Raw genomic sequence first — 23155 nt, forward strand, 5'->3', positions numbered from 1 at the left:
CGCCATCACTTTGAAGCACTGCTTCATAATCACTCCCATGGACGACTTCAAACGCATGGCGATTTTCGCCACCGTGGTGCAGCAGGGCTCGATGAGCGCCGCCGCGCGCACGCTCGGGATGACGCCGTCGGCCGTGAGCCAGCAGGTGCGCCAGCTCGAGCGCGATGGCGGCGTGACGCTGATGCACCGCACGACGCGCCAGTTGACGCTCACCGACGCCGGTCAGCGCTTCTATGCCGAATGCGCGCGCATGGTCGACGCGGCATCGAACGCGCGCGCCGAACTGCAGGCCGAGCTGCAGAAGCCCAGCGGCGAGCTGCGCATCTCCTCGACCGTGGGCTTCGCGCGCCACATCGCGCCCGCGCTCGGGCCACTGCTCGCCGCCTATCCGCAACTGCGCATGCAGCTTCTGGTGGACGACGCGCAGATCGATCTGACCTCTGCGCGCATCGATCTCGCCATCCGCTACGGCAATCTGCCCGATTCGCAATGGGTGGCGCGTCCGCTGGGAGCGATGCACTGGTGGCCTTGCGCGTCGCCGCAGTGGATCGAGGCCCATGGCGAGCCCGCATCGCTGCAGGATTTGCTCACCGCCAGCTGGCTGGGACTTCCGGCCTCCATCGAGTTCCAGGGGCTGCAGGTGCGCATTCCGTCACCAAGGCCCGGCTCCCGCGCTGTCGACGAACATGTGCTGCCCTTGGCGCCGCGCATCGCCAGCAACAACCAGCTCGCCCTGCTGCAGATGTGCGAGGCGGGGCTCGGCATCGCGCTGCTGGGCAGCATGGACGTGCAGGATGCCCTCTCCGCCGGTCGGCTGGTGCGGCTCTGCAGGCACTGGGACTTCGGCCGCGCGGGCGGACTGCCGATCTGGGCCGTCACCGCGCAGCGCAACATGCAGCCCGCCAAGGTGCGCCTCGCGCTCGCGCACCTGAGCCAGTATCTGAATGACGTACCCGGTGTTTTTCACAATCGTTGAAGGACTGCCGGAAGCTACGTTCTGATTCAACTATGAAGAAATGGCAAAACCTGACAAAGAATTCCGCAGGGGTCAACGAAAATGGAAGTACAAACGTCTTACACGCATCGCGGCACCGTTGTCGAACACCGGCGCCACCACTCATACGCTGTGGCCCGGCCCACCGAGACAGCATTGAAACAAGGGGAACAGACAATGTTCAGCACCACTCTCACCAAGCTCTTCACCGTTGGCACCCTGACCGCCGCGCTGGCGGGCTGCGTCGCCATGGATGATCCCTACTATCAAGGCGGCTACCAGGGCGGCTACGGGGGTGGCTACGCCACCACGACCTACTCCAGCTATCCGGTCTGGCAGGGCCCCGGCTATTACTACGACGGCGGCTACTACCCCAACAATCCCGGCATCAGCGGCGCGATCTACATCCGCAGCCAGGACGACTGGCGCTCGCGCGACTCCGACCGCCGCCGCGAATGGGAACGCCGCCGCGACAATGACCGCCGCGAGGCCGACCGTCGCCGTGACAACGATCGCCGCGAGGCCGATCGCCGCCGCGATCAGGATCTGCGCGAAGCGGAGCGCCGCCGCGAAAACGATCGTCGCGAAGCCGAACGCAACCGCAACTGGAGCAACAACAATAACAACAACAATCGCCCCTACCCCGGCGGCGCAGGCGGATACACGCCCAACAACAATCCCGAAGGCCAGCGCGACTTCAACCGCAGCGAGCGCATTCTTCGCCAGCAGGAAAACCGCCAGCTCAACAGCCCTGACCCACGCGTGAACCGCGAGCGCGCCGAAATCTTCGAGCGCCAGCGCCAGCAACGCGAAGCCGCGCAGCAGAAAAACAAGAACCCTTGGGGCACAGGCAATAGCCAAGGCAACTGATTGTGACGAGAATGGTGGCGAGGCCCGCGCGCCCTGCCCCATCTCCAACCGCCGTGGAATCCACATGAGCATTGATCGCCGCACGCACCGATCCACATCAGGCCGCCTGCCTGGCCGGCTGTGGATCTGCGCGTTGCCGCTGCTGTGCGCGATGGCGGTGCAGGCGCAGGTCATCCGCTGCACCGACCCGGTCACCGGCAAGGTCAGCTACACCGACGGCAAATGCGCGAGCGGCAACAGTGCCCAGGAAATCGAAGCCCGCAAGTCGCCCGACGAGATCCGCGCCGAACGCGAGCAGGCGGCGCAAGCCCGCGAGCGCGTGCAGGAGCGCCAGCAGCAGGACGCCAAGCGGCGCCAGAACAACGCCGAACTGCAGCGCAGCGAACAGGAAAGCCGCGACCGCTCGCAGTCCGCAGCGTCGAACAACCCGGCCAATTCACAGGCCTGCGCGCAGGCCCGCCGCAATCTTGAAGAAGTGCAGGCCAGCATGGGTCAGGGCATGTACGATGAGTCCGCCCGACTCTCCGAAGCCCAGCGCAACGCCGAGCGCGCCTGCCTCACGCCCGACGAATGGGTGCGCACCCAGCGCGATGCGCAATACGCCCCGGCCCCCGGCAACGGCTACTACCAGACCTATCCCTACGTGGTGCGTCCGCCGCATGTGGTGCGCCCGCCCGTGCGCCCTCAGCCCGAGCCCAAGCCGCCGGTGTTCACCAACTGCAACGTCTTTCGCTGCACGGACGCCAAGGGCAACGTCTACCCCCGCTGACATCCCCTCATCTGCCGATCAGCGCCGAGCGGGATCTCCGCGCAGCCCCTGCACGACGGTGGGATAGCGCAGGCGCACGCGCAGCTCGTCGTGCATGCGCCGGGCTTCCAGGCGCCGCGACTCGCTCATGAAGCTCAGCAGCGTGACCGGCAACTGGTCGCGCGCGGCATCCCGCGCCACGCGCGGCGGGCGGGGCAGGCCGAACAGATCGGCAGCCATGTCGAAATAGTCGCCCATCTTCATGTCGGTCTCGTCCCGCACGTTGTAGACCCGCTGCGCCTTGCCGCGCCACAGGGCCGCAAGACAGGCCGCCGCCAGATCGTCCGCCTGAATGTGGTTGGTGTAGACGTCGTCCCGCTCCTTGAGCACCGGCGTGCCGCGCTGCAGCCGCGCCACGGGCGTGCCGCTTGGCCGGTCCAGCCCGTAGATGCCGGGCACGCGCAGAATGCTCACCCGCACGCCGGAGCGGCCCAAGTGGCGCATGGCCCGCTCGGCGTTCACCCGTCGGTGCGCGCGCGGAGTGGCCGGCGCCACCGTGCGAGTCTCGTTCACCCAGACGCCCTCGCAGTCGCCGTACACGCCCGTCGTCGACGCATAGACCAGCGCATCGGGCAAGGCCCGCAGGCGCAGCGCGCGGCCCAGATTCTCGCTGCGCACGTCACGCCACCACTGCGGCCCGGTTTCACCCTCTCCGGGCGGCGGCGCGAGATACAGCACGCGCTGAAAGACGCCCGCCAGCCGTGACAGCGTGGCCTTGTCGTCCAGATTGCCCAGAAGCGGCCTCACGCCGGCCGCGCGCAAGGCGGGAGAGCGCTCCGCCGAGGTCGTCAGGGCAGACAGTGAAACCCGCGACGATTTCAATTGCCGCGCAGCGCGCATTCCCACGTCGCCGCAGCCGATGACCAACACCCGCATCCGGCGAAAGCGTGCCGGGAGCGCTCCTAAGGGACTTTGGTTTGAGGGCAAAATCGATACCTTTGGGAGCCAGCCCGCACCATCCCCGCGATGCGCGCGCCAGCCCCGTGAAAAGCAGACAAAAGAACTCCAAGGATACCCGCAACATGACGAGCGAGCAGACCACAGCCGCCACCTTCCAGATCAACGTTCAGCCCAGTGGGCGCACCTTCTCCGCACAGGGCGACGAAACCATCCTCACCGCCGCCATCCGCGGCGGCGTGGGCCTGCCCTACAGCTGCAAGGATGGCTCGTGCGGCTCGTGCAAGTGCAAGAAGCTCAGCGGCTCGGTGGTGCACAAGGAGCACGCCGAGAAGGCGCTCTCGCAAGCCGAGGAAGAAGCCGGTTTCGTCCTCACCTGCAGCGCCCGCGCGCTGACCGACGTGGTGCTCGAATCGCGCCAGGTCACCGACGAAAGCTCCTTCCCGGTGAAGAAGCTGCCGGTGCGCGTGGCCGCGCTGAACCGCCTGTCGCACGACGTGATGCAGGTGCGCCTGCAACTGCCCGCCGCCGACCAGTTCAGGTACCACGCGGGCCAGTACATCGAGTTCATCCTGCGCGACGGTGCTCGCCGGGCCTACTCCATGGCCACCGCGCCCCACTTCCAGGAAACCGCTCCGGGCGTGGAACTGCACATCCGCCACATGCCGGGCGGCAAGTTCACCGACCACGTCTTCAGCGCGATGAAAGAAAAGGAAATCCTGCGCGTCGAAGGCCCGTTCGGCAGCTTCTTCCTGCGCGAAGACTCCGACAAGCCCATCATCCTGCTCGCCTCCGGCACCGGCTTCGCGCCCGTGAAGGCGCTGATCGAGCACATGCAGCACAAGGGCACGAAGCGTGCCATCACGCTGTACTGGGGCGGACGTCGCCCGGCGGACCTCTACATGGACGCCTGGGTGCGCGAGCGCATGGCCGAGATGCCCCAGCTGAGCTACGTGCCGGTGGTCTCCAACGCCGAGCCCGAAGACCAATGGACGGGCCGCACCGGCTTCGTGCACAGGGCCGTCATGGAAGACTTCGCCGACCTCTCGGGTCACCAGGTCTATGCCTGCGGCGCCCCCATCGTGGTCGATTCGGCCCGCAGCCAATACTCCGCCGAACGCGGCCTGCCCGAAGAGGAATTCTTCGCCGACGCCTTCACGTCGGAAGCCGACAAGCACGCTTGAACGACATCATCTCCAAGGTGCTTCACGCGATCGGCCGCCCATAAAACGGGCGCTCAGCCCCCTAGGCGAGCCCCCTGTTCAAGAGATGAGTTCGCGGCAGAGTTCGGCGCAGTGGCGGCAGCTCTCCGCGCAGTCCTGGCAATGATCTGACTCGTGCTTCTCGCACTCGGTCGCGCAGGCCTCGCAGATGCGCGCGCACAGCTCGCAGATGGCCGACACATGTGCGCTGTCGCGCGCCATGGCGGCCGCGGCCACTCGGCATATTTCCGCGCATTCGACATCCTGCGCCACGCAGTTGAGCATGTGTTCCGCATGCACGTCGCGCAGGCACGCCGCGGCACAGAAGTCGCACAGCAGGGCGCAGCGCGAACAGGCGGCGATGCATTCCCAGTAACGGGACTCGGACAGTGAGGTGGGTGCGTCCAGCATGTCACTCCTTTCCGTCAGGCGGATCGCTGGCGATGTGCATCTCGCGCGCCAGCAGCGCAGCCCTCTTTATAGGCACACGGGAATCCTTCGTTCTGTAGGACTTGACAGCAATCTGCGTATGGAAGTCACAAGCCTTGCCAGCCTCCCATCAGATTTTTTTGCACAATAGACAACCTATGAACCGCAGAAACCTTCTTCTTACGACTGCAGCCGCCACCCTCATGGCCCTGACAGCTCCGCTGGCCGCTCACGCTGAGGATGCGCCCATTCGCCTCGTCGTCCCTTATGCCCCCGGCGGCCCACTCGACGTCACCTCGCGCATCCTGGCCGAGCGCGTTCGTGACTCGCTGGGAGTCGTGGTCGTCGACAACAAGGCGGGCGCGGGCGGCAACATCGGCGCCGACATCGTCGCCAAGGCCGCGCACGACGGGCTGACCATCGGTCTCGCCGCCACCGCGACCCACGCCGTCAACCCCTGGCTGTTCAGCAAGATGCCTTACAACGCGGACAAGGATTTCGCGGGCATCACCCAGATGGTCCGCGTGCCCAACGTGCTGGTCATCAACGCCACGCACGCCGACAAGCTGGGCATCCACTCGGTCGATGACCTGATCAAGTACGCCAAGAACCACCCCGCCAAGCTCAACTACGGCAGCGGCGGCAACGGCAGCGCCGGCCACCTCGCCGGTGAAATGTTCAAGCAGCGCGCGGGCATCTACGCGCTGCACATCCCGTACCGCGGAGCCAACCCCGCCCAGCTCGCGTTGTTGGCCGGAGAGGTGGACTTCAACATCGACAACCTCGCCGCCGCCGCCCCCAACATCAAGGCCGGCAAGCTCAAGGCTCTGGCCGTGACATCGCTCGAAGAATCGCCGATGCTGCCCGGAGTGCCCCCGCTGTCCAAGACCTTCAAGGGCTTCTCCATCGACACCTGGTGGGGCCTCGTCGCCCCCGCAGGCACCCCCAAGGCCGTGATCGACAAGCTCAACAAGGCCTTCACCGACGCCCTCAGGTCACCCGAAACCAAGGCCAAGTTCGCCACGCTGATGGCCGAACCCGTTCCCACCACGCCTGAGCAGTTCGACCAATTCATGGTCACCGAACGTGCGAAGTACCAGAAACTGGTGAAGGCTTCGGGCGCGAAGGTCGATTGAGCGGCTGACTGGTTTCAGGCTTCAGGCGACAAACAGACAAAGCACCTGCGACAGTCATGTTCAGGTGCTTTTCTTCGGGCTCGACAATGCGTGAAAATCCAGACCGAACCAACACGCTTGTTTGATTCAATGCCGTATGACCACTGAAGTCGTGTTTCATCCATTGGGCCCTACCGAAGAACAGCTTCGTTTTGCTCAGGCCCATTTCATCCGCTATTCCAAGTCGCAGAAAAAGGAATTCGAACGCCTGCTTCAACTGCGGCCAGCGACACCTGAAGATATCGACAAGCTGGAACTGCTGGTTGGCAAGATACCAGTGGACTATGCCGAATTTCTAAAGACCCAAAATGGTGGCCGCCCTCATCCATCCCGGTGTCGCGGCAATGATGGTCATATCTATGTCGTGAACGATCTTCTCGCGCTGTCGTTCAATTTGAGGTTTTACGCCAACGTGTTGAACTTCATGGGCATCTACAGGAACCGAATTCCGGATAGAAGCTTGCCTATTGGCAGCAGCCCAAACGGCGATGTGTTTCTGCTGAGTCTTCGGAATGATGATTTTGGCGCTGTACTCTATTGGCTGCATGAACTCGAAGCCGAGGAAAACGGCTCCGAGCACTTTGGCAACGTGAAGAAGGTCGCAAATTCTTTTACCGATTTTTTGGCGCAATATACCGGACGAAAGACCAAAGCCTAAGCCTAAGCCTAAGCCTGAAGTGATGCGACGCAAGGCTCGTTCTACAGCGTAGGACACCAGTCACTGGCATCCATCAGTTTTTCAATTCGCTGCTCTGTAACCCGACTCATTTGCATCGCAGATAACGACTCCATCACACGCGCGCCCATCAACTCCGCCATCGGCCACAGCACGAACGCCCGCTCCTGCCAGCGCGGATGCGGCAGCGTAAGGCGGTCGGTGCTCATCACCAGATCGGCAAAGCGCACGATGTCGAGGTCAAGCGTGCGCGGTGCGTTGCGATAGGGGCGCTCGCGGCCCGCGTCGAGTTCGATCTGCTGGAGGGCATCAAGCAGTGCGAGTGGAGAGAGCGCAGTGCGGATTTCGGCGACGGCGTTCAGATAGTCCGGGCCGGTCGCATCCACGGGCGCGCTGCCGTAGAGCGACGAGACGCGCACCACCTCGGTGTCGGGCAGCGCGGCGATGCTTTGCACGGCCTGTGCGAGCGCGGCGCGGGCATCGCCCAGATTGGCGCCGAGGCCGATCCAGGCGGTCTGCCTTTCAGCGGTCATTCCTGCGCATCGCCCGACGGAGCTGCGCCCTCGCCTGCGGCACCGCCGGGCTTGCGGCGACGGCGGCGGCGCTTCTTGGCGGCGGCGGACGCTGGCGGATCGCCGATTTCCGCATGCTCGAACGAGCCTTCCGGCTCCTGCGGTGCGGTGGTCTTGGGCTTGGACTTGCTGCCTGCGCCATCGCCTTGTGCACCGCCTGCATTGCCTGATTTGGGCGCGCGCTTGGCCGCCGGCTGGGCCTTGCGCTGCTTGGCACGCTGCTCTTCGCGGGCCTGCTCCATCATGTCGTCGCGGCGGGCGTCGTCGGCGTGTTGGAACTCCTGCCACCATTCGGCCAGATGTTCGTCCACCTCGCCAATGTCGGCACGCAGGCGCAGGAAGTCGAAGCCCGCACGGAAGCGCAGATGCGCGACCATGCCATACGGCGTGGAGCCCGAGCGCTTGTCGAAGCGCGGCTGCATGACCCAGATCTCGCGCATGTCGGCGGCGAGCTTGCCGCGACCGGAGACATCGCCGATGCGCTTGTCGAACACGTCGTCGATGGCGTCCTGCAGCGCGGGGAACGGCTGCTGGCGCGGCATGCGCTGCTCCCAGCCGGTCTTCACGTCCTGCCACAGCACGCAGGCGAGCAAGAAGCTCGGCGCCACCGTCTTGCCCTCGCCCACGCGGCGGTCGGTATCCAGCAGCGCGGCCTGCACGAAGGGGTGATCGGCGCGTTCAACGACGATGTCGAGCAGCGGATAAATTCCCTTGGCGAGACCCAGCGCCTTGAGCTGCGCAACCGACGCGAGCGCGTGGCCGGTCTGCAGCAGCTTGAGCATCTCGTCGAACAGGCGCGACTGCGGCACGTCGTGCAGCAGATGCTCGGATTCGACCAGTGGCTTGGCAGTCTTGGGATCGAGCTTGAAGCCAAGCTGCGAGAGCTTGGCCGCAAACCGCACGGCACGGATGATGCGCACCGGGTCTTCGCGGTAGCGCATGGCCGGATCGCCGATCATGCGCAGCACCTTCTTCTTGGCGTCCTCGATGCCCTTGTGGAAGTCGACCACGACCTGGGTTTCCGGGTCGTAGTACATCGCGTTCACGGTGAAGTCGCGGCGCGTGGCGTCCTCGTCCTGCGGACCCCAGACGTTGTCGCGCAGCACACGGCCGCTGGCGTCCACCGCATGCTGCATGCCGGCGAGCTGGGCCTTGCTGGTCTTCTCGTTGCCGCTGACCTGTTCGGCGGCGGAGTTGTCGAGGAACGCGCGGTAGGTCGAGACCTCGATCACCTCATGCTCGCGCCCGCGTCCATACACCACGTGCACGATGCGAAAGCGCTTGCCGATGATGAAGGCGCGGCGGAACAGGCCCTTGACCTGCTCGGGCGTGGCATTGGTGGCCACGTCAAAGTCCTTGGGGCGCAGGCCGAGCAGCAGATCGCGCACGGCGCCGCCGACGATGTAGGCCTCGAAGCCCGCCTGCTTGAGCGTGCGCACCACGTCGGTGGCGCGCTTGTCGACGAGTTCAGGATCGATGCCGTGCACCGACACCGGTACATCCACGCGCTTGCCAAAACGGTTCTTGGCCTTGGCCGGGCTGGCGCCACTGGTCTTGCCGAGCAGCTTGTCGATGAAGGTTTTGATCATGACTCTTGGGGGAACAGGTCCAGAATGCGCCAGCCGCGTTGCTGCGCGAGTGCACGAAGGCGTGGGTCGGGATTGGTCGCCACCGGATGTTCGACCTTTTCGAGAAGCGGCACATCGTTCATGGAATCACTGTAGAACGTGCACTCCACATCGGTCCAGCCGAGGTTTCGCTCCTTGAGCCAGGCCTCCATGCGCTGCACCTTGCCCTCGCGCATGGAAGGAATGCCGTCGATCTCGCCGGTGATCCAGCCATTCTCGTCGCGCGCCAACTGCACGGCGATCAGGTTCTTCACGCCCAGTTCCTTGGCGATGGGCGCGGTCACGAATTCGTTGGTCGCGGTGATCATCACGATCTCGTCGCCCGCTTCGTGGTGCGCGCGCAACAGATCGGTGGCCGCCGGCTGGATGGCCGGGCGGATCACCTCATTCATGAACCGCTCGTGGGCGAGCGCCGCATCGGCCTCGCCGCGCAGTCGCACGGCCTCGGTGGCGAAGCGCACGTAGTCGTGCACGTCCAGACGTCCGGCCAGATAGTCGTCGAAGAACGCCTGGTTGCGGCGGCCGAACTCTTCCTTGTCGGCCCAGCCGATGCGGATGGAGAACTCGCCCCACTCGAAGTCGGAGTCGAGCGGCAGCAGCGTATGGTCCAGATCGAACAGTGCCAATCGCGGCTTGTGCTGCGAAGTTTTGAGATTCATTCTTCTTGATATGTTGATGGTGCCGAGGTGCTTGTGGCACCTGCGGCAACCGGGTCATTCGTGCTGCAGCATGTCCTTCAGCAGGGGAATCGTGATGGCGCGCTTCTCGCGCAGCGAATAGCTGTCGAGCTGCCCGAGCAGTTGCATCAGGCTGCCCAGATCACGCGAGAACCGCTTGAGCATGTAGTCCATCACCTCGTCGGAGAGGAACACGCCGCGCGCGTCGGCTTCCTGGCGCAGCACCTTGCGTCGCTCGGTCTCGTCCAGAAAATGCAGCTGGAACACATGGCCCCAGCCGAGACGGCTGCGCAGATCATCGCGCAGCGGCAGATCGGCCGGCGGCAGATCGCCCGCCGCCAGTACCCAGCGCGGATTGCCCACCGCCGGGTTCAGCGCATTGATGAACCAGTTGAAGGCAGCGGCCTGCTGCTTGCTGTTGTAGAGATGGACCTCGTCCATGATCACCGCCACCCAGCGCTCGCTGAACGCGGCTGGATCGCTGACCGACGCGTCGAGCCAGCCCACCGATTGCCCCTGCTCGCGCAGGCCTTCGTAGGCTGCACGCAACAGATGGGTCTTGCCGCAGCCCGATTCACCCCAGAGATAAGTGGGAACCGGCGAACGCACATAGTGGTGGCCAGAGCCAATCGACAGCTTCAGATGCGCAAGCGCCTCCTGATTGGTGCCGACGAAAAATCGATCCAGAGTGGGTCCGGGAGCCCAGCCGATATCCAGCGCCAGTTGCTTCACGCAGTCACCTCGCTCGCCACGGGCGCGCAGACGCACGGCCGAAGGCCGGCATTGGGGGCGACAGGAACAACGGACTTCGAAATGAAGAATGGCATGGAACAAGCATCTGGAGCCAACCAGCCGGCCATCCGCATCGCAATGCATCGCGACGCCAACGAAACCGGCACGGCCAGCATGAACAGCAGGCGGGAACCCGTTGATTTTAGTGCCTTGAGAGGCACTGTCCTTTCATGAGGTGAAATTGCGAGAGAAACGCGAGAAAAACTCCCGTCACGCACCCGCCCCATCAGGGGGCCAACGCTGCGGACGCGACGCTTGATCAACGGCGCATGAGGGCCCGCATCACAGCCCGCAAGACAGCCCCCAACGAACAGCCAGTCGAAGCCAAAGGCATCACCGCAACAAAAAAACATCGGTATTGCCGGACTATGCCAGTGCGATCTTGCGCGGTATTCCCGGCAATTCGAGGCTAGCCCTTAAAATCGCCAAAGTTCTGCCTGCCTCGCGGGCTTTCCGCACCCTGAATTGCCTTCCATGAGTTCCTCCACACCTTCCACCCCCATTTCCTACAAAGACGCAGGCGTTGACATCGACGCGGGCGACGCACTGGTCGAACGCATCAAGCCGCTCGCCAAAAAGACCATGCGCGAAGGGGTGATGGCCGGTATCGGCGGCTTCGGCGCACTGTTCGAGGTGCCCAAGCGCTACAAGGAACCAGTGCTGGTCTCCGGCACCGACGGCGTGGGCACCAAGCTCAAGCTGGCGTTCGAGTGGAACATGCACGACACGGTCGGCATCGATCTGGTCGCGATGAGCGTGAACGACGTGCTGGTGCAAGGCGCCGAGCCGCTGTTCTTCCTTGACTACTTCGCCTGCGGCAAGCTGCATGTGGACACGGCCGCCGCCGTGGTGGGCGGCATCGCCCGGGGCTGCGAGCTCTCCGGCTGCGCGCTGATCGGCGGCGAAACCGCCGAAATGCCCGGCATGTACCCCGATGGCGAATACGATCTGGCCGGCTTTGCCGTCGGCGCGGTCGAAAAGTCGAAGATCCTCACCGGCCAGAGCGTCAAGCCCGGCGACGTGGTGCTGGGCCTCGCGTCGTCCGGCGTGCACTCCAACGGTTTCTCGCTGGTGCGCAAGTGCATCGACCGCGCGGAAGCCAATGGCACCATCCCCGAGACGCTGGACGGCAAGCCGTTCAAGCAAACCGTCATGGAGCCCACGCGCCTGTACGTGAAGAACGTGCTGGCCGCGCTGGAGCAGCACCCGATCAAGGCCCTCGCCCACATCACCGGCGGCGGTCTGCTCGAAAACATTCCGCGCGTGCTGCCCGAAGGCACGGCCGCGCACCTCAAGGCCGGCAGCTGGCCCCAAACCGAACTCTTCGCCTGGCTGCAGAAGACCGCCGGCATTGACGACATCGAGATGAACCGCACGTTCAACAACGGCATCGGCATGGTCGTCGTGGTGCCCGCCGAAGCGGCGGACGCCACAGCCGCCACCCTCGCCTCGCTGGGCGAAAGCGTGCACCGCATCGGCGTCATCGCCGAGCGCGGTGAAGGCGCAGCAGTCGTCGTCGCTTAAACCATCAAGCGCGGAGATCCATGGAAACCGCGTCGCCTGCGCCCGTTCAGCCAGAACAACAGCACCCACCGGAGCACCCGCACCACCACGGGAACGGGCCCAAGCCCTTTCGCGGTGTGAAGGTGGCGAGCTATCTGCTGATGGCCGCCATGCTCTTTCTGGTTCTGCACTACAGCCTGCTGCCTGGCCTGCTCAGCGTCTGCCTGGGCTTTCTCGCCACACGCTGGCTGGCGGTCAAATTCACCTGGCTGCGCAGGCGCTTTCCGCGCAAGCCCGGCAAGGTCGGATTCGGGCCCGGCCTCGCGGCCACGCTGGTGATCCTTGCGCCCATGGTGCTGGTGGCGCTGGCGCTTTCGCACTCGCGCACCTACATCGTCGACGCCCCGCAGCAATACAAGGAACTGCTGGATTTTCTGGCTGACACGGTGCTGGAGCTGCGCCAGAAGCTGCCCGCCGACCTCGGCGCGATGCTGCCCGCCGGCGCGGAAGAACTTCAGAAGGTCATGGCCGCCTACCTCGGAGCCAAGGCTGGAGCGCTCGCCATGGCCGGCCGCGCGTGGCTCACCGGCCTGCTCTATGCGTATGTGGGTCTGATCATCGGCACGCTGGCCGCCGTGCGCCACATCAGCAACCACCGTGGCCCGCTGGCCGTGCAACTGATCAAGCGCATCACCCTGTTCGGCGAAGCCTTCCGCCAGATCGTCGCGGCGCAGTTCTGGATCGCCTCGTTCAACACCGTGCTCACGGCGCTGTTCCTGCTCGCCATCCTGCCGGTCTGGGGCCTCAAGCTGCCCTACACCCCTGCGCTCATCACGCTGACCTTCTTCGCCGGCCTGATTCCCATCGTCGGCAATCTGCTGTGCAACGCGGTGATCACGCTGGTCGGCCTGTCGGTCTCCCCGGCTGCAGCCGCCGCCTGCCTGCTGTTCCTCATCCTCATCCACAAGGCCGAATACGTCATCAACGCCAAGGTCGTCGGCACGCGCACCCACATGGGCGTCTGGGAACTGCTGGCGGTGATGTTCGTGGCCGAGGCCATCTTCGGCCCCTCGGGCCTCGTCGCCGCACCGCTCTTCTATGCCTATCTGAAGAAAGAGCTGGAAGCGTCGCACCTGGTCTAGATTTCGAAAAGTATGTGCTCGCACACTTGTCAAATGAGTACCAGCGACGGCATCAATCTCTCGCGCATCATCGATTGACAAACGTCAATCCGGTGATGCGCCATCCCCAAAACGAGACCTCCATCCCCCACTTTGGTGCAAGCTTCGGCTATGCTGGATGCCGGACGTGGACTTCGAGCAACTCGCCTTGAAGAAGCCGAAGTCTCCACGCAATCCATCATCGAGACAGCTGCATTTTTTCGAAACGTAGTGAGATTGGAGACTCTGCATGACCATTCTGGTTGCCTATGTCGCGCGCCCCGAAGGCCGCGCCGCCCTCGACAAGGGCATTGAAATCGCCACCCGCCGCAACGAGCCGCTCGTGGTCGTGAACGCCGGCCCCGGTGGCCATCAGGAAGACCCCGCGCTGATCAGCGGCTACGAGGCTGAGCGCGTGGAAGAGCGCCTCGCCTCGCTGGGCATCAAGGCCGAGTTCAAGCAGTTCGTGCGCGGCAAGAGCGCCATCGACGAAATCGAATCGCTGGTGACGGAGCTGAACGTCTCCGTGCTGGTCATCGGTCTGCGCAAGCGCACCGCCGTCGGCAAGCTGCTGCTGGGCAGCATGGCCCAGGAAATCCTGATGAACGTGGACTGCCCGGTGCTGTGCGTGAAGGCGGGTTGATCCTCCAGTCTTCGTCGCTCCCATGAAAAAAGGGCCGCTGTTCAAACCAGCGGCCCTTTTTTGCATCGCGGGACACCCGCATCACCGATCGACGCGTGATTCCTGCGTTCGGACACGCCGCGCCGAGCGCATGCCGCACGCCAGCATCAGCAGCGCCAGCGCCCCAAGAGCGAACTCACCCAAGGTCGGCACGGGCTGCGCATCGCCAACGGGCGGCGCGGCCTTGTCATCATCGAGCACCGTCACCTTGGCGGGCGTCGCGTCCGCAGTGAAGGCCGCATCACCCGCAGCAGGAGCCTGCACCGTCAGCGTGATCTCCACCGAGCCGTCCCCAGCCACATCGTTCGCAACGGCCATGAGCACGCAGCTTGTCGAGGTTGCGCCTTCCGCAATCACCTGCGGCTGGGCGCAGGCCGAAGCGTCATAGCGATCCGCAGCTCCCGCCTTGCTCACGGTCACTTTCCCGGACGACTGAGACTTCACCGCCGCTGTTTTCGCAGGAATCAGCAGATCGGCAATCGCCAGGCTGACCTTCAAATCGCCTGCCGGTGCGGGCGATGATGACGTGATCGTGCAGATCGACTGCTGGTCCGTCGAGTCGTTGATCGTCGCTGGCGTGCACGCCACGCTGACATTGGCGGAGTCATCGTTCTGAATGGCCACGGACGCCGGCCCGGAACCGACCGCATAGGCTGGAGCGCCCGCAGAAGGCGGCAGCACGCTCACCTGCGCGTTGACGGAGCCGTCCCACGGATCGTTGTTGGCTGCCGCCGTGAGTTCGCAGGTCTGTGTGAAAGCGCCGGGTGCGATGAGCAACGTGCCATTGCATGTGGTCGCATAGCGCGGATCTGAACTGGCGGCGACATTGACGCTCAGCCCCGATGCCGGAGCGGCGATCGGCGAGGTCACCGTGCAGATGGCTTGCTGAGCTGACCTGTCAAAAAGTACCGTTGGCAAGCACGCCAGAGTCAATGCAGGCGGCGCGTCGTCGTTGTTCACCTCAATGGGGCCGCTGGACGCGGGGCCCGCGACCACATATTGAAAGGCCGTCGCCGCCGGCGCATTCAGTGTGATCGCGGCCATGCTGACATTGCCATCCCACGGATCCGTGTTGGGCGTCGCGTTGACCTGGCAACTCGCACTGCGCTCCCCGGCGGGAATGAGCTGCAACGCCGTGCAGCCGCTTGCGTCATAGCGGGAGGTGGTCAGCGCCGCTGGCAGCGTCAGATCGAGCGGCAAGCCCGCGGCGGGTGCGGGCGCGCTCGATGTCACGGTACAGGTCGCGAACTGTCCCGTGCTGTCGGTCAACGTCAGCGGGCTGCACAACAGCGAGACATCCGGCGGTGGTGGGAAAACGATACTCACGGTGGCCGTCGCGCAGACCTCCGTCACGACGGAGCACATCTGGTACGTGAAACTGTCCGTCCCCGTCGCGTTGACATGGGCCACATAGGTGATGCTCTTGCCATCGGTTGCAATGCTGGCCGTGCCCTTCGTCGGTGCGGTGGGAATCGCCTTCACCAGCATGTCTTCTTCTTGCACGTTGCTGTCATTGACCAGCACGTCGATCGGGAGGGGACTCGAGCCCGGGATGACCGTGAATGGACCATCGTTCACTGCCAATGCACGATTGGGAAGGGAAGCGAGATCCGTCGCTCCGGAATTGGGGCTCACTGACGTGGTCAGATTCGCTATCACCGTATGCAGATCCGCACCGACCCAGCCCGGCTTGTAGTTGCTGAAATGCACCAGTTTGTCGCCCCCAGATGCATTGACGATCAAGCCTTCGTTGTCTCTGTAGAACCCAAGCCCGCCGTATTGCTGATTGGTCAGCGCGGAAGTGCTCGCCTTCAGCACCGCCCTGTCGGAACCGATCTCCAATTCGCGAACCCTGTCAGCTCCTGTAGCACCCGTGTACCCGGACAGGTAGGCCTTGCCATCCAGGTCGAAGGCGATGTCCCCCAAAGAGCTGCCTTCAGGGTAACTGGTATTGGGATAGACCGGAGTCGTCGAGGCTGGGTCAATCACCACCGGTAATGACTTCAGCGCCGTCCCGGCCTTCACCGCGCCGCTGTCCTCCAAAGCGATCTGCTCAAGCGTGCCCTTGAAGTGATTCAGCGCCCAAAGATTGCCTGACATATCAAAGCCGGCACCGGTCATCAACGCATCGGCACGCATCACGCCCTCACCCACACGCTTGGCCTCGAGTTTGCCGGACGCCGCTTCGCTCGGCGTGAGCGTGACCAGAATCGCGCCCACCTTGCTCGCATTGCCTCCCGTGGAGCTTCCATTGCCCGTCCCCGTCATGTTGGGATGGACGAACGCAAACAGCTTGCCCTTGTTGACTCCCTTGCCCGTCAGCGCGAGACCGTCGACATAGACCGCAGCCATCGGCGTGACGTCCGCAAGATTCTTCCGGAAGGTGATGGTGTTGATGCTGACCTGGCTGCCGGATCTCAAAGCGGGCGGCGAGGCATTGCTGAGAGGGATGACGTGCAGATTCGACTTGATGCCACCGGAGTCGGTCTTGAGCACGAAGACGTCCGCCGCATGGGCCGGCATCGACAGCACGAGCCCGAGCCCCAGTCCCCAACCGCACAGACCCGCCAGTGGCTTTTTCCAACCCGCCATACCTTGCTCGCTTTCCGGATTTTCATGAGACCGCGCATCGACGCCGCAGCCCCCATGCCGGAGACATGTCAGGGACGCGCGAGTTGCTGAAGCCCCTGATTATGGGTAGAAACTATTAAATCACAGAAATAATTAGCGCGATTTGCGAAATTTGACAGGCCACGCGTATCCATCGAGCACCTGATCCGCGCGCTCCAAAAGCAAAAAGCCCCGCGAAAACTCCTCGCGAGGCTGGTGAAAACCGCATGCAGCATGCATGCTGGCTGCAGCGTGAATCCGCGATCAGAAAATCTGCGGAACGATCAGGTTCTCCGGCACCGGTTGGCGGAAATAGTCCGGATTGCGCACGCGCGCGGGCAGCACGACCTCGGGGTGCGGCACATCCTGGTAGGGCATCTGGCTGAGCAGGTGCGAGATGCAGTTCAGGCGCGCCTTTTTCTTGTCGTCCGCTGGCACCACCCACCATGGCGCCTCGGGAATGTGGGTGCGCTCCAGCATCACCTCCTTGGCCTTGGTGTATTCCTCCCAGCGCACGCGGCTTTGCAGGTCCATGGGGCTGAGCTTCCACTGCTTGAGCGGATCGTGGATGCGGCCGAGAAAGCGCAGATGCTGCTCCTCGTCGGTGATCGAGAACCAGTACTTGATGACGCGGATGCCCGAGCGCACGAGCATCTTCTCGAATTCGGGCACGCTTCGGAAGAACTCCTCGTACTCGTCTTCGGTGCAGAAGCCCATGACATGCTCGACGCCAGCGCGGTTGTACCAGCTGCGGTCGAACAGCACCATCTCTCCGGCTGCGGGCAGGTGCGACACATAGCGCTGAAAGTACCACTGCGTGCGCTCACGGTCGTTGGGCGCGGGCAGCGCGGCCACGCGGGCCACGCGCGGATTCAGACGTTGGGTGATGCGCTTGATCACGCCGCCCTTGCCCGCAGCGTCGCGGCCTTCGAAGAGGATGACGATCTTCTCGCGCGACTGCTGCACCCAGTCCTGCAGCTTGACGAGCTCGCCCTGCAGATGGAACAGGTTCTTGAAATAGTCGCGGCGCGAGGAGCTGTCGACGAGCAGACGCTCGCCGTTCTCGTCCACGTAGCGGTCGTCGATTTCCTGCTCGAGCTCTTCGTCATAGCTGTCCATGAGGTCGTCAGCCATGCGCTGCATGAAATGCTGAGGGTCTAGTGCGGAATTTTGAAACATAGGAGATGACCTACAAACACGCAACGATGATGACCCGCCCGCGTGACAACCCCATGACAGATCAATGACGAACCCGTGACGGATCATGCGTCGTCACGCCGCAGACTTGCTCCGCACCCCGATGAAAACGGGAATGCTCCACTCCACTCCACTCCACTCCACTCCACTCCGCTCAGCTCAGCTCAGCTCTGAGATTCGCGCAGACGCAGCAGCAGCTCCTGGATCGCCTCGGCATCCACCGATTCGCCCTCGTGCGCCAGATAGGTCTCCAGATCGCTGATGGCATCCACCATGTGGCCACGCTCCACGTGCGCAAAGCCCCGGTCGCGCCATTCGCTCCACGCCTCGGGCAAGAGCGCGATCAGGCGGCTTTGCACGTCGATCAGGCGCTGCCAGTCCCCCTCGGCGCGGTGGATTTCCTTCAGATTGCGCAGCATGCGCACCAGAATCTGGCGTGGCGAGGCCGAGCGCAGGTACTCGGCCAGATCGCGCAGACTGCCATCGGAGGCGTTGCGGCTGTCCACCACGAAGGTCTCGAGCCGCTCGCTCAGATCCTCGCGCGAGAGGGAGCGGCCGCTGGTCGGATCGATCACCACCTGCCCCTCGGGCAGTTGCACCTTGACGAGGAAATGTCCGGGGAACGAGATGCCGTGGGCTCGCAGGTTGACGCTTTGCGCCAACTCAAGCCACAGCACGGCCAGCGAGATCGGAATGCCGCGCCGCGAGCGCAGCACCACGTTCAGGTAGCTGTTGTCCGTGTCGTAGTAGTTGTTGAGATTGCCGCTGAACCCCAGATCGCTGAAGAAGAACTGGTTGAGCGCGGTGAGCCTGCGCATGGGTTCGGCGGACGGCTCGATGGTGCGCGCGAGACGCACCTGAAGCTGATCCACCTCGTCGAGCACCTGCTGCACGTCGAGCAGCGGATAGGCATCCTGCGCGATGCAGGCCGCCGCCTCGAGCAGCGGAATGGTTTCCTGCTGATTGCCGCCTTCCCGCACGAGGCTTGCAAAGTATTCCAGCGGAGTGGGAACATTGAATTGCAGTGACATAGGTCTTCCCTCAGCTACTGGACATGGGTGTTGGTGTCGAAAACACCGTGTCCGGTTCCATCCGATACGAAAACTCCGGCCTCTTCATCAAAAGCGGGACCTCCACACTGTCGAGAAGATTATCTGCGCAAAATCTGCCGCAGATTCATTCTGACAGCCCAGAGCGCGCCGAAGTACACCACGATAGAACCAATCAACAGCGCCGCCAGTAGGCCAACACGCCACATTGCGTGAGCGCGCAGCGCGATCCAGTCGAAATGCTGACTGCCCCACCATAGAAAAGCCGCCAGCAGCGCGCTGGCTGCGAAGACCTGCAACAGGAACTTGCGCCAGCCCGGACGCGGCTGGAAGCTGCCGCGACGCAGCAGCCCCACGAGCAGCCAGAGCGCGTTGACCAGCGCTCCCAGACCGATCGACAGCGCCAGCCCCGCATGCGCGAAGCGGGGCACGAACAGCAGATTGAGCAGTTGCGTGATCACCAGCACGGCGATGGCGATCTTCACCGGCGTGCGGATGTCCTGCGAGGCGTAGTAGCCCGGCGCAAGCACCTTCACCGCGACCAGCCCCAGCAGGCCGACGCCATAGCCCTGCAGCGCGAGGGTGACCTGCTGCACGTCGCGGTCCGTCAGCGCGCCGTAGTGGAACAGCGTCGCCACCAGCGGCTTGGCGAAGAGCAGCAGACCCATCGCGCAGGGCACGCTCAGCAGCACCACGATGCGCAGCCCCCAGTCGAGCATGCCCGAATAGCGCTCGGCATCGCCGCTCGCCTTGGCGATGGCAAGCTGCGAGGTGAGCACCACGCCCAGCGCCACGCCCAGCAGCGCGGTCGGGAACTCCATCAGACGGTCGGCGTAGAAGAGCCAGGTCACGCTGCCCTGCTCCAGATAGGAGGCGATCTGGGTGTTGATCATCAGCGAAATCTGCGCCACGCCCACGCCCAGCAGCGCCGGCCCCATGAGCTTGAGAATGCGGTGCACGCCCGCATCGGCGAACGCCTCACGGATGCTCTTGAATCCCATGCCGATGCGCGGCATCAGCCCCAGTCGCGAGAGCGCCGGAATCTGCACTGCGAGCTGCAGAATGCCGCCGATCATCACGCCCGCCACCATCGCGTAGATCGGCTCGATGCCATGGCGCTTGAACAGCGGCGCGCCGATCACGGCCGCAGCGATCATGCTCACGTTGAGCAGCACCGGCGTGAGCGCCGACACGGCGAACCGGCGCCAGGTGTTCAGCACCCCTGCCGACAGCGCCACCAGCGACATGAAGCCAATGTAGGGGAACATCCAGCGCGTCATCACCACCGCCGCATCCATGCCGCCCGGCGAGGTGCGCAGCCCGCTGGCGAGCAGCCAGACCAGCACCGGCGCGCCGACCACGCCCAGAATGCAGGTGACCAGCAGTGTCCAGAACAGCACCGTCGCCACATGGGTGATCAGCGTGTGCGTCGACTCGTCCCCGTGCTGCGCCTTGTGCGTGGCGAGCACCGGCACGAAGGCCTGACTGAACGCGCCCTCGGCGAACAGTCGCCGGAACAGATTGGGAATGCGGAACGCCACGTTGAACGCGTCGGTCATGACGTTGGCCCCGAACATGGAGGCCATGAGCAGATCGCGGACCAGCCCGAGGACTCGGGAGGCGAGGGTCAGCAAGGAGACGGTGGAGGCGGCTTTGAACAGTGACACGGAGGGCAGTGTATGCGTTGGCCGGAGGGGTCCGGCGAAAATATTTTTCGCGCTTCGGGATTACCGCTGGGCGCGTTGCTTTATTGAGGGCAGAGGCCGGGAGTTCCGCCCGGCGGCGGAGTAACTTTTTGCTCGCGCGCAAAAAGTCACCAAAAACGCGCTTCAATACCTCCGGCAGAACTCGACTTCGCGCTGCGCGCTGCGCTCGAACAACCGCCGGAAATCAGTTGGGAAGAGGTGTTTTCGGCACATCGCTGCGCTCGTGCCGGGCTCGCACTAGCGAGCCCTCTGCGTCAGCTGGAGCGAGCCTGCGAAGCCCAGCGGGCCGCCGGTCTGTTGACCCCAATGCCAAGACAGCCCCTCAGAGCGTGTTGACGATCTCGACGCGAGGCTTGCAGGATGCGGATCGGGATGGGCTGCAAGGCGCAAACCGCAGCAATAGCTTGTGCTATTGCGAGGATTTGCAACGCGGCAGACCGCCCGAGGCCGCGCCTGCAAGACCGTGTGGAGATCGTCAGCACGCTCTCAAGCTAGACGCGAAGCCGCAGACAGTACTCTCGTACGGCAAGGCTTCGCAACGACGCATGAGGGGCTGTATTGGCACCTCCAAACGATCACCCCATCAAACAAAGAATTTCCAGGCTATAATGCTCGGCTTTGCTGACATCATCCTCGAACACAAGGAAACTACATCATGGCATCTAAGCCTAAGAAAAAGAACCCCCGTCTGGCGTCCGGCCGCAAGCGCGCACGCCAGAACGTCAAGCTGAACGCAGCCAACACTTCGCTGCGTTCGAAGTACCGTACCGCTGTCAAGAACGTCGAAAAGGCTGTTCTGGCTGGCGACAAGACCAAGGCAACCGAACTGTTCGCCAAGGCTCAATCCGTGCTGGACACGATCGCCGACAAGGGCATCTTCCACAAGAACAAGGCAGCTCGCGACAAGAGCCGTCTGTCCGCCAAGGTCAAGGCCCTGGCAACAGCAGCCGCCTGACTCTCTTCAGGCAAACAGCCCGGGTGATTGTCCAATTGGAAATGACCCGCCGTTTGTAACGGGTGCGCTGTCAGCAAACGAAAAAACCGCCGCAAGGCGGTTTTTTTGTGCCCGCGCGGTTTTCACTTCATAACCGGAGCGGGCAGCAAAGAGGAACCTCAGGCTCAGCGATAAACGCGGAAACGTGTCTCGTCGGCGATGAATGCCTTTTCGCCGAATGGCGCTTCGTTCGAGCCGAAAGGCATCTGCGCGCGCAGGGCCCACGAAGCGGGCAGCTCCCACGTGCGGGTCACCTCGGCGTCGATCACCGGCGAGTAGTGCTGCAGGCTGGCGCCGATGCCAGCCTCGGCCAGCGCGGTCCAGACGGCGAACTGGGCCATGCCGGCGGAGTGCTCCGAGAACATCGGGAACTTGTCGGCGTAGAGCGCGAAGTCCTGCTGCAGTTTCTGCACCACGGCCTGGTCTTCGAAGAACAGCACCGTGCCTGCGCCAGCGGCAAAGCTGTCCATCTTGGCGTCGGTCTTGACGAAGGCGTCGGCCGGCACCATGGGGCGCAGGGTTTCGCGGGTGATGTTCCAGAGCTTTTCGTGTGCCACGCCAAACAGGATCACGACGCGCGAGCTTTGCGAATTGAAGGACGAAGGCGCCTGACGCACGGCCTCGCGGATCAGGGCTTCGGCCTGTTCGACGGAGATGGGGAGGTTCTTGCCGAGGGCGTATTGCGTGCGGCGCTTGGTGAAGAGAGAGATTGCGTTGCTGGTCATGTCTTGAAGAAAGTGGTGAATTCACGCCACCGGGGTCGTCGACACATGCCTTCGCGGCGGAGCTCCCCAGTGGCGTTCGTCCCAGTCTATTGCAGCCACCGCCGCCCGCGGATCCGGCGCCACGTTACCCGGATACCCCATAGGGGTGAGCCATTCATGCACTGCAGACAATCGAAATTGCCATGTGCATCCGATGCGCGCCTCTCCAAAGAAAAAGGCCTGGGATTCAGGCCTTGGGATCTGGAAGCAGGCAGGCTTCGGCTATCTGCAGATTGTTGTCTTTGGCGAAATTGAGAACGAAGTCCCACGCCATCGGCTCGTACTTCTGCAGTTCGCGGTTGACCACCACGCATTTCACGCCGTTCATGCTGGTGGGAATGCACCAGGGCGAGTAGCTCAGATGGCTGCCGGGGCTTGCGCCACCGGGCCGGAATTGACTCATGACCCCCGCCAGTCGCTCCGCCCAGTCACTGGGGCGGAAGGTTCGCCCTTCCTGGGTGATACCTTGTATGAATACTTCTTTTGCGTCGGGAGAAACCATCTGTGAGGCGTCGTGAATAGTGAGTCATGGCATCGTGCGCCACGGGGTCCGATTCTAACTCTTATATAAGAGACAAGACCGAATGGCCCCGCAACCCGCTTTTTCGATAAATTCAGCGCATGATGTTATGCGATTGATGCATTTCCGTGCGCATTGGAGGCACCCGCCCCTGCGCGCGGATCGCCCCGTTCGCATGACAGTGATGCGGAATACTCAACGAACATGTCATGGCGAGCCCCTAGAATTGCATCTCGTTTTGTTGGCCGTT

General features: G+C 63.6%; 23 protein-coding genes. 11 read left to right on the forward strand and 12 right to left on the reverse strand.

Annotation, left to right across the window (positions count from 1 at the left end):
- The first annotated feature begins 37 nt into the window (after positions 1 to 37).
- The 3 genes from ISG32_RS25775 (at position 38) to ISG32_RS25785 (ending at position 2633) form a co-directional block, all read left to right on the forward strand.
- Positions 38 to 976, forward strand: coding sequence for a LysR family transcriptional regulator (locus ISG32_RS25775; RefSeq protein ID WP_194773875.1), 939 nt, complete (start codon positions 38 to 40; stop codon positions 974 to 976).
- A 195-nt stretch (positions 977 to 1171) separates the two neighbouring features.
- Entirely contained in the window at positions 1172 to 1864 is a 693-nt protein-coding gene (locus ISG32_RS25780) for a hypothetical protein (protein WP_194773876.1), read from the forward strand.
- A 64-nt stretch (positions 1865 to 1928) separates the two neighbouring features.
- Complete coding sequence (locus ISG32_RS25785) at positions 1929 to 2633, forward strand: DUF4124 domain-containing protein (protein ID WP_194773877.1); 705 nt, start codon at positions 1929 to 1931, stop codon at positions 2631 to 2633.
- Between the two features lie 18 nt (positions 2634 to 2651).
- On the opposite strand, the gene ISG32_RS25790 is transcribed toward ISG32_RS25785, so the two are convergent.
- Entirely contained in the window at positions 2652 to 3599 is a 948-nt protein-coding gene (locus ISG32_RS25790; protein WP_194773878.1) for an NAD-dependent epimerase/dehydratase family protein, read from the reverse strand.
- A gap of 95 nt (positions 3600 to 3694) precedes the next feature.
- On the opposite strand from ISG32_RS25790, the gene ISG32_RS25795 reads away from it, so the two are divergent.
- On the forward strand, positions 3695 to 4753 hold the full coding sequence (locus ISG32_RS25795) for a CDP-6-deoxy-delta-3,4-glucoseen reductase (protein ID WP_194773879.1): 1059 nt from the start codon (positions 3695 to 3697) through the stop codon (positions 4751 to 4753).
- Between the two features lie 78 nt (positions 4754 to 4831).
- Here ISG32_RS25795 and ISG32_RS25800 read toward each other — a convergent pair whose 3' ends face one another.
- Positions 4832 to 5182: a four-helix bundle copper-binding protein gene (locus ISG32_RS25800; protein WP_194773880.1), complete on the reverse strand. Its 351-nt coding sequence runs from the start codon at positions 5180 to 5182 to the stop codon at positions 4832 to 4834.
- Positions 5183 to 5358: 176 nt separating this feature from the next.
- Here ISG32_RS25800 and ISG32_RS25805 point away from each other — a divergent pair, with 176 nt between their 5' ends.
- Entirely contained in the window at positions 5359 to 6336 is a 978-nt protein-coding gene (locus ISG32_RS25805) for a Bug family tripartite tricarboxylate transporter substrate binding protein (protein WP_194773881.1), read from the forward strand.
- Between the two features lie 136 nt (positions 6337 to 6472).
- Positions 6473 to 7033 (forward strand): SMI1/KNR4 family protein, encoded by a 561-nt coding sequence (locus ISG32_RS25810; RefSeq protein WP_194773882.1) that lies wholly within the window; start codon positions 6473 to 6475, stop codon positions 7031 to 7033.
- A gap of 41 nt (positions 7034 to 7074) precedes the next feature.
- On the opposite strand, the gene folK is transcribed toward ISG32_RS25810, so the two are convergent.
- Genes folK through hda form a run of 4 tightly spaced genes read right to left on the reverse strand, consistent with a single transcriptional unit; the run spans position 7075 to position 10660 of the window.
- Positions 7075 to 7584 (reverse strand): 2-amino-4-hydroxy-6-hydroxymethyldihydropteridine diphosphokinase, encoded by a 510-nt coding sequence (gene folK, locus ISG32_RS25815; RefSeq protein WP_194773883.1) that lies wholly within the window; start codon positions 7582 to 7584, stop codon positions 7075 to 7077.
- Positions 7581 to 9212, reverse strand: coding sequence for a polynucleotide adenylyltransferase PcnB (pcnB, locus tag ISG32_RS25820; RefSeq protein ID WP_194773884.1), 1632 nt, complete (start codon positions 9210 to 9212; stop codon positions 7581 to 7583). The genes folK and pcnB overlap by 4 nt, the downstream gene beginning before the upstream one ends.
- On the reverse strand, positions 9209 to 9910 hold the full coding sequence (locus ISG32_RS25825) for an HAD family hydrolase (RefSeq protein WP_194773885.1): 702 nt from the start codon (positions 9908 to 9910) through the stop codon (positions 9209 to 9211). The genes pcnB and ISG32_RS25825 overlap by 4 nt, the downstream gene beginning before the upstream one ends.
- A 54-nt stretch (positions 9911 to 9964) precedes the next feature.
- The gene (gene hda / locus ISG32_RS25830; protein WP_194773915.1) at positions 9965 to 10660 is read right to left on the reverse strand and encodes a DnaA regulatory inactivator Hda; all 696 of its coding nucleotides are present in this window, start codon (positions 10658 to 10660) and stop codon (positions 9965 to 9967) included.
- 93 nt (positions 10661 to 10753) lie between these two features.
- On the opposite strand from hda, the gene ISG32_RS25835 reads away from it, so the two are divergent.
- The 4 genes from ISG32_RS25835 to ISG32_RS25850 all read left to right on the forward strand — a co-directional run bounded on the left by ISG32_RS25835 (position 10754) and on the right by ISG32_RS25850 (position 14026).
- The gene (locus tag ISG32_RS25835) at positions 10754 to 10894 is read left to right on the forward strand and encodes a hypothetical protein (protein ID WP_194773886.1); all 141 of its coding nucleotides are present in this window, start codon (positions 10754 to 10756) and stop codon (positions 10892 to 10894) included.
- A gap of 300 nt (positions 10895 to 11194) precedes the next feature.
- Positions 11195 to 12244 (forward strand): phosphoribosylformylglycinamidine cyclo-ligase, encoded by a 1050-nt coding sequence (gene purM, locus ISG32_RS25840; RefSeq protein WP_194773887.1) that lies wholly within the window; start codon positions 11195 to 11197, stop codon positions 12242 to 12244.
- Positions 12245 to 12264: 20 nt separating this feature from the next.
- Complete coding sequence (locus ISG32_RS25845; protein WP_194773888.1) at positions 12265 to 13365, forward strand: AI-2E family transporter; 1101 nt, start codon at positions 12265 to 12267, stop codon at positions 13363 to 13365.
- A 268-nt stretch (positions 13366 to 13633) separates the two neighbouring features.
- Positions 13634 to 14026: a universal stress protein gene (locus ISG32_RS25850; RefSeq protein WP_194773889.1), complete on the forward strand. Its 393-nt coding sequence runs from the start codon at positions 13634 to 13636 to the stop codon at positions 14024 to 14026.
- 81 nt (positions 14027 to 14107) lie between these two features.
- Here ISG32_RS25850 and ISG32_RS25855 read toward each other — a convergent pair whose 3' ends face one another.
- The 4 genes from ISG32_RS25855 to murJ all read right to left on the reverse strand — a co-directional run bounded on the left by ISG32_RS25855 (position 14108) and on the right by murJ (position 20588).
- A complete protein-coding gene (locus ISG32_RS25855; RefSeq protein ID WP_194773890.1) occupies positions 14108 to 16657 on the reverse strand; it encodes an Ig-like domain-containing protein in 2550 nt (849 codons plus the stop codon).
- Between the two features lie 282 nt (positions 16658 to 16939).
- Complete coding sequence (ppk2, locus tag ISG32_RS25860; protein WP_194773891.1) at positions 16940 to 17854, reverse strand: polyphosphate kinase 2; 915 nt, start codon at positions 17852 to 17854, stop codon at positions 16940 to 16942.
- Positions 17855 to 18036: 182 nt separating this feature from the next.
- Entirely contained in the window at positions 18037 to 18903 is an 867-nt protein-coding gene (locus ISG32_RS25865; RefSeq protein ID WP_194773892.1) for a SirB1 family protein, read from the reverse strand.
- 119 nt (positions 18904 to 19022) lie between these two features.
- A complete protein-coding gene (gene murJ, locus ISG32_RS25870) occupies positions 19023 to 20588 on the reverse strand; it encodes a murein biosynthesis integral membrane protein MurJ (RefSeq protein ID WP_194773893.1) in 1566 nt (521 codons plus the stop codon).
- Between the two features lie 691 nt (positions 20589 to 21279).
- Between murJ and rpsT the strand changes: the two genes are divergently transcribed.
- Complete coding sequence (gene rpsT / locus ISG32_RS25875) at positions 21280 to 21582, forward strand: 30S ribosomal protein S20 (RefSeq protein WP_194773916.1); 303 nt, start codon at positions 21280 to 21282, stop codon at positions 21580 to 21582.
- A 164-nt stretch (positions 21583 to 21746) separates the two neighbouring features.
- Here rpsT and ISG32_RS25880 read toward each other — a convergent pair whose 3' ends face one another.
- A complete protein-coding gene (locus ISG32_RS25880; RefSeq protein WP_194773894.1) occupies positions 21747 to 22346 on the reverse strand; it encodes a nitroreductase family protein in 600 nt (199 codons plus the stop codon).
- A 226-nt stretch (positions 22347 to 22572) separates the two neighbouring features.
- The gene (locus ISG32_RS25885) at positions 22573 to 22887 is read right to left on the reverse strand and encodes a DUF3579 domain-containing protein (RefSeq protein WP_194773895.1); all 315 of its coding nucleotides are present in this window, start codon (positions 22885 to 22887) and stop codon (positions 22573 to 22575) included.
- Between the last annotated feature and the right edge of the window lie 268 nt (positions 22888 to 23155).

Origin of the sequence: Diaphorobacter caeni (genome assembly GCF_015354245.1) — a bacterium.
Classification (GTDB): domain Bacteria; phylum Pseudomonadota; class Gammaproteobacteria; order Burkholderiales; family Burkholderiaceae_C; genus Diaphorobacter_A; species Diaphorobacter_A caeni.

Bases quoted from the DNA above. Each gene is read 5' to 3' on its own strand.
- ISG32_RS25775 (WP_194773875.1), top strand. From the start codon at position 38: ATGGACGACTTCAAACGCATGGCGATTTTCGCCACCGTGGTGCAGCAG.
- ISG32_RS25780 (WP_194773876.1), top strand. From the start codon at position 1,172: ATGTTCAGCACCACTCTCACCAAGCTCTTCACCGTTGGCACCCTGACC.
- ISG32_RS25785 (WP_194773877.1), top strand. From the start codon at position 1,929: ATGAGCATTGATCGCCGCACGCACCGATCCACATCAGGCCGCCTGCCT.
- ISG32_RS25795 (WP_194773879.1), top strand. From the start codon at position 3,695: ATGACGAGCGAGCAGACCACAGCCGCCACCTTCCAGATCAACGTTCAG.
- ISG32_RS25800 (WP_194773880.1), bottom strand. From the start codon at position 5,182: ATGCTGGACGCACCCACCTCACTGTCCGAGTCCCGTTACTGGGAATGC.
- ISG32_RS25805 (WP_194773881.1), top strand. From the start codon at position 5,359: ATGAACCGCAGAAACCTTCTTCTTACGACTGCAGCCGCCACCCTCATG.
- ISG32_RS25810 (WP_194773882.1), top strand. From the start codon at position 6,473: ATGACCACTGAAGTCGTGTTTCATCCATTGGGCCCTACCGAAGAACAG.
- folK (WP_194773883.1), bottom strand. From the start codon at position 7,584: ATGACCGCTGAAAGGCAGACCGCCTGGATCGGCCTCGGCGCCAATCTG.
- pcnB (WP_194773884.1), bottom strand. From the start codon at position 9,212: ATGATCAAAACCTTCATCGACAAGCTGCTCGGCAAGACCAGTGGCGCC.
- ISG32_RS25825 (WP_194773885.1), bottom strand. From the start codon at position 9,910: ATGAATCTCAAAACTTCGCAGCACAAGCCGCGATTGGCACTGTTCGAT.
- ISG32_RS25835 (WP_194773886.1), top strand. From the start codon at position 10,754: ATGGAACAAGCATCTGGAGCCAACCAGCCGGCCATCCGCATCGCAATG.
- purM (WP_194773887.1), top strand. From the start codon at position 11,195: ATGAGTTCCTCCACACCTTCCACCCCCATTTCCTACAAAGACGCAGGC.
- ISG32_RS25845 (WP_194773888.1), top strand. From the start codon at position 12,265: ATGGAAACCGCGTCGCCTGCGCCCGTTCAGCCAGAACAACAGCACCCA.
- ISG32_RS25850 (WP_194773889.1), top strand. From the start codon at position 13,634: ATGACCATTCTGGTTGCCTATGTCGCGCGCCCCGAAGGCCGCGCCGCC.
- ISG32_RS25855 (WP_194773890.1), bottom strand. From the start codon at position 16,657: ATGGCGGGTTGGAAAAAGCCACTGGCGGGTCTGTGCGGTTGGGGACTG.
- ppk2 (WP_194773891.1), bottom strand. From the start codon at position 17,854: ATGTTTCAAAATTCCGCACTAGACCCTCAGCATTTCATGCAGCGCATG.
- ISG32_RS25865 (WP_194773892.1), bottom strand. From the start codon at position 18,903: ATGTCACTGCAATTCAATGTTCCCACTCCGCTGGAATACTTTGCAAGC.
- ISG32_RS25880 (WP_194773894.1), bottom strand. From the start codon at position 22,346: ATGACCAGCAACGCAATCTCTCTCTTCACCAAGCGCCGCACGCAATAC.
- ISG32_RS25885 (WP_194773895.1), bottom strand. From the start codon at position 22,887: ATGGTTTCTCCCGACGCAAAAGAAGTATTCATACAAGGTATCACCCAG.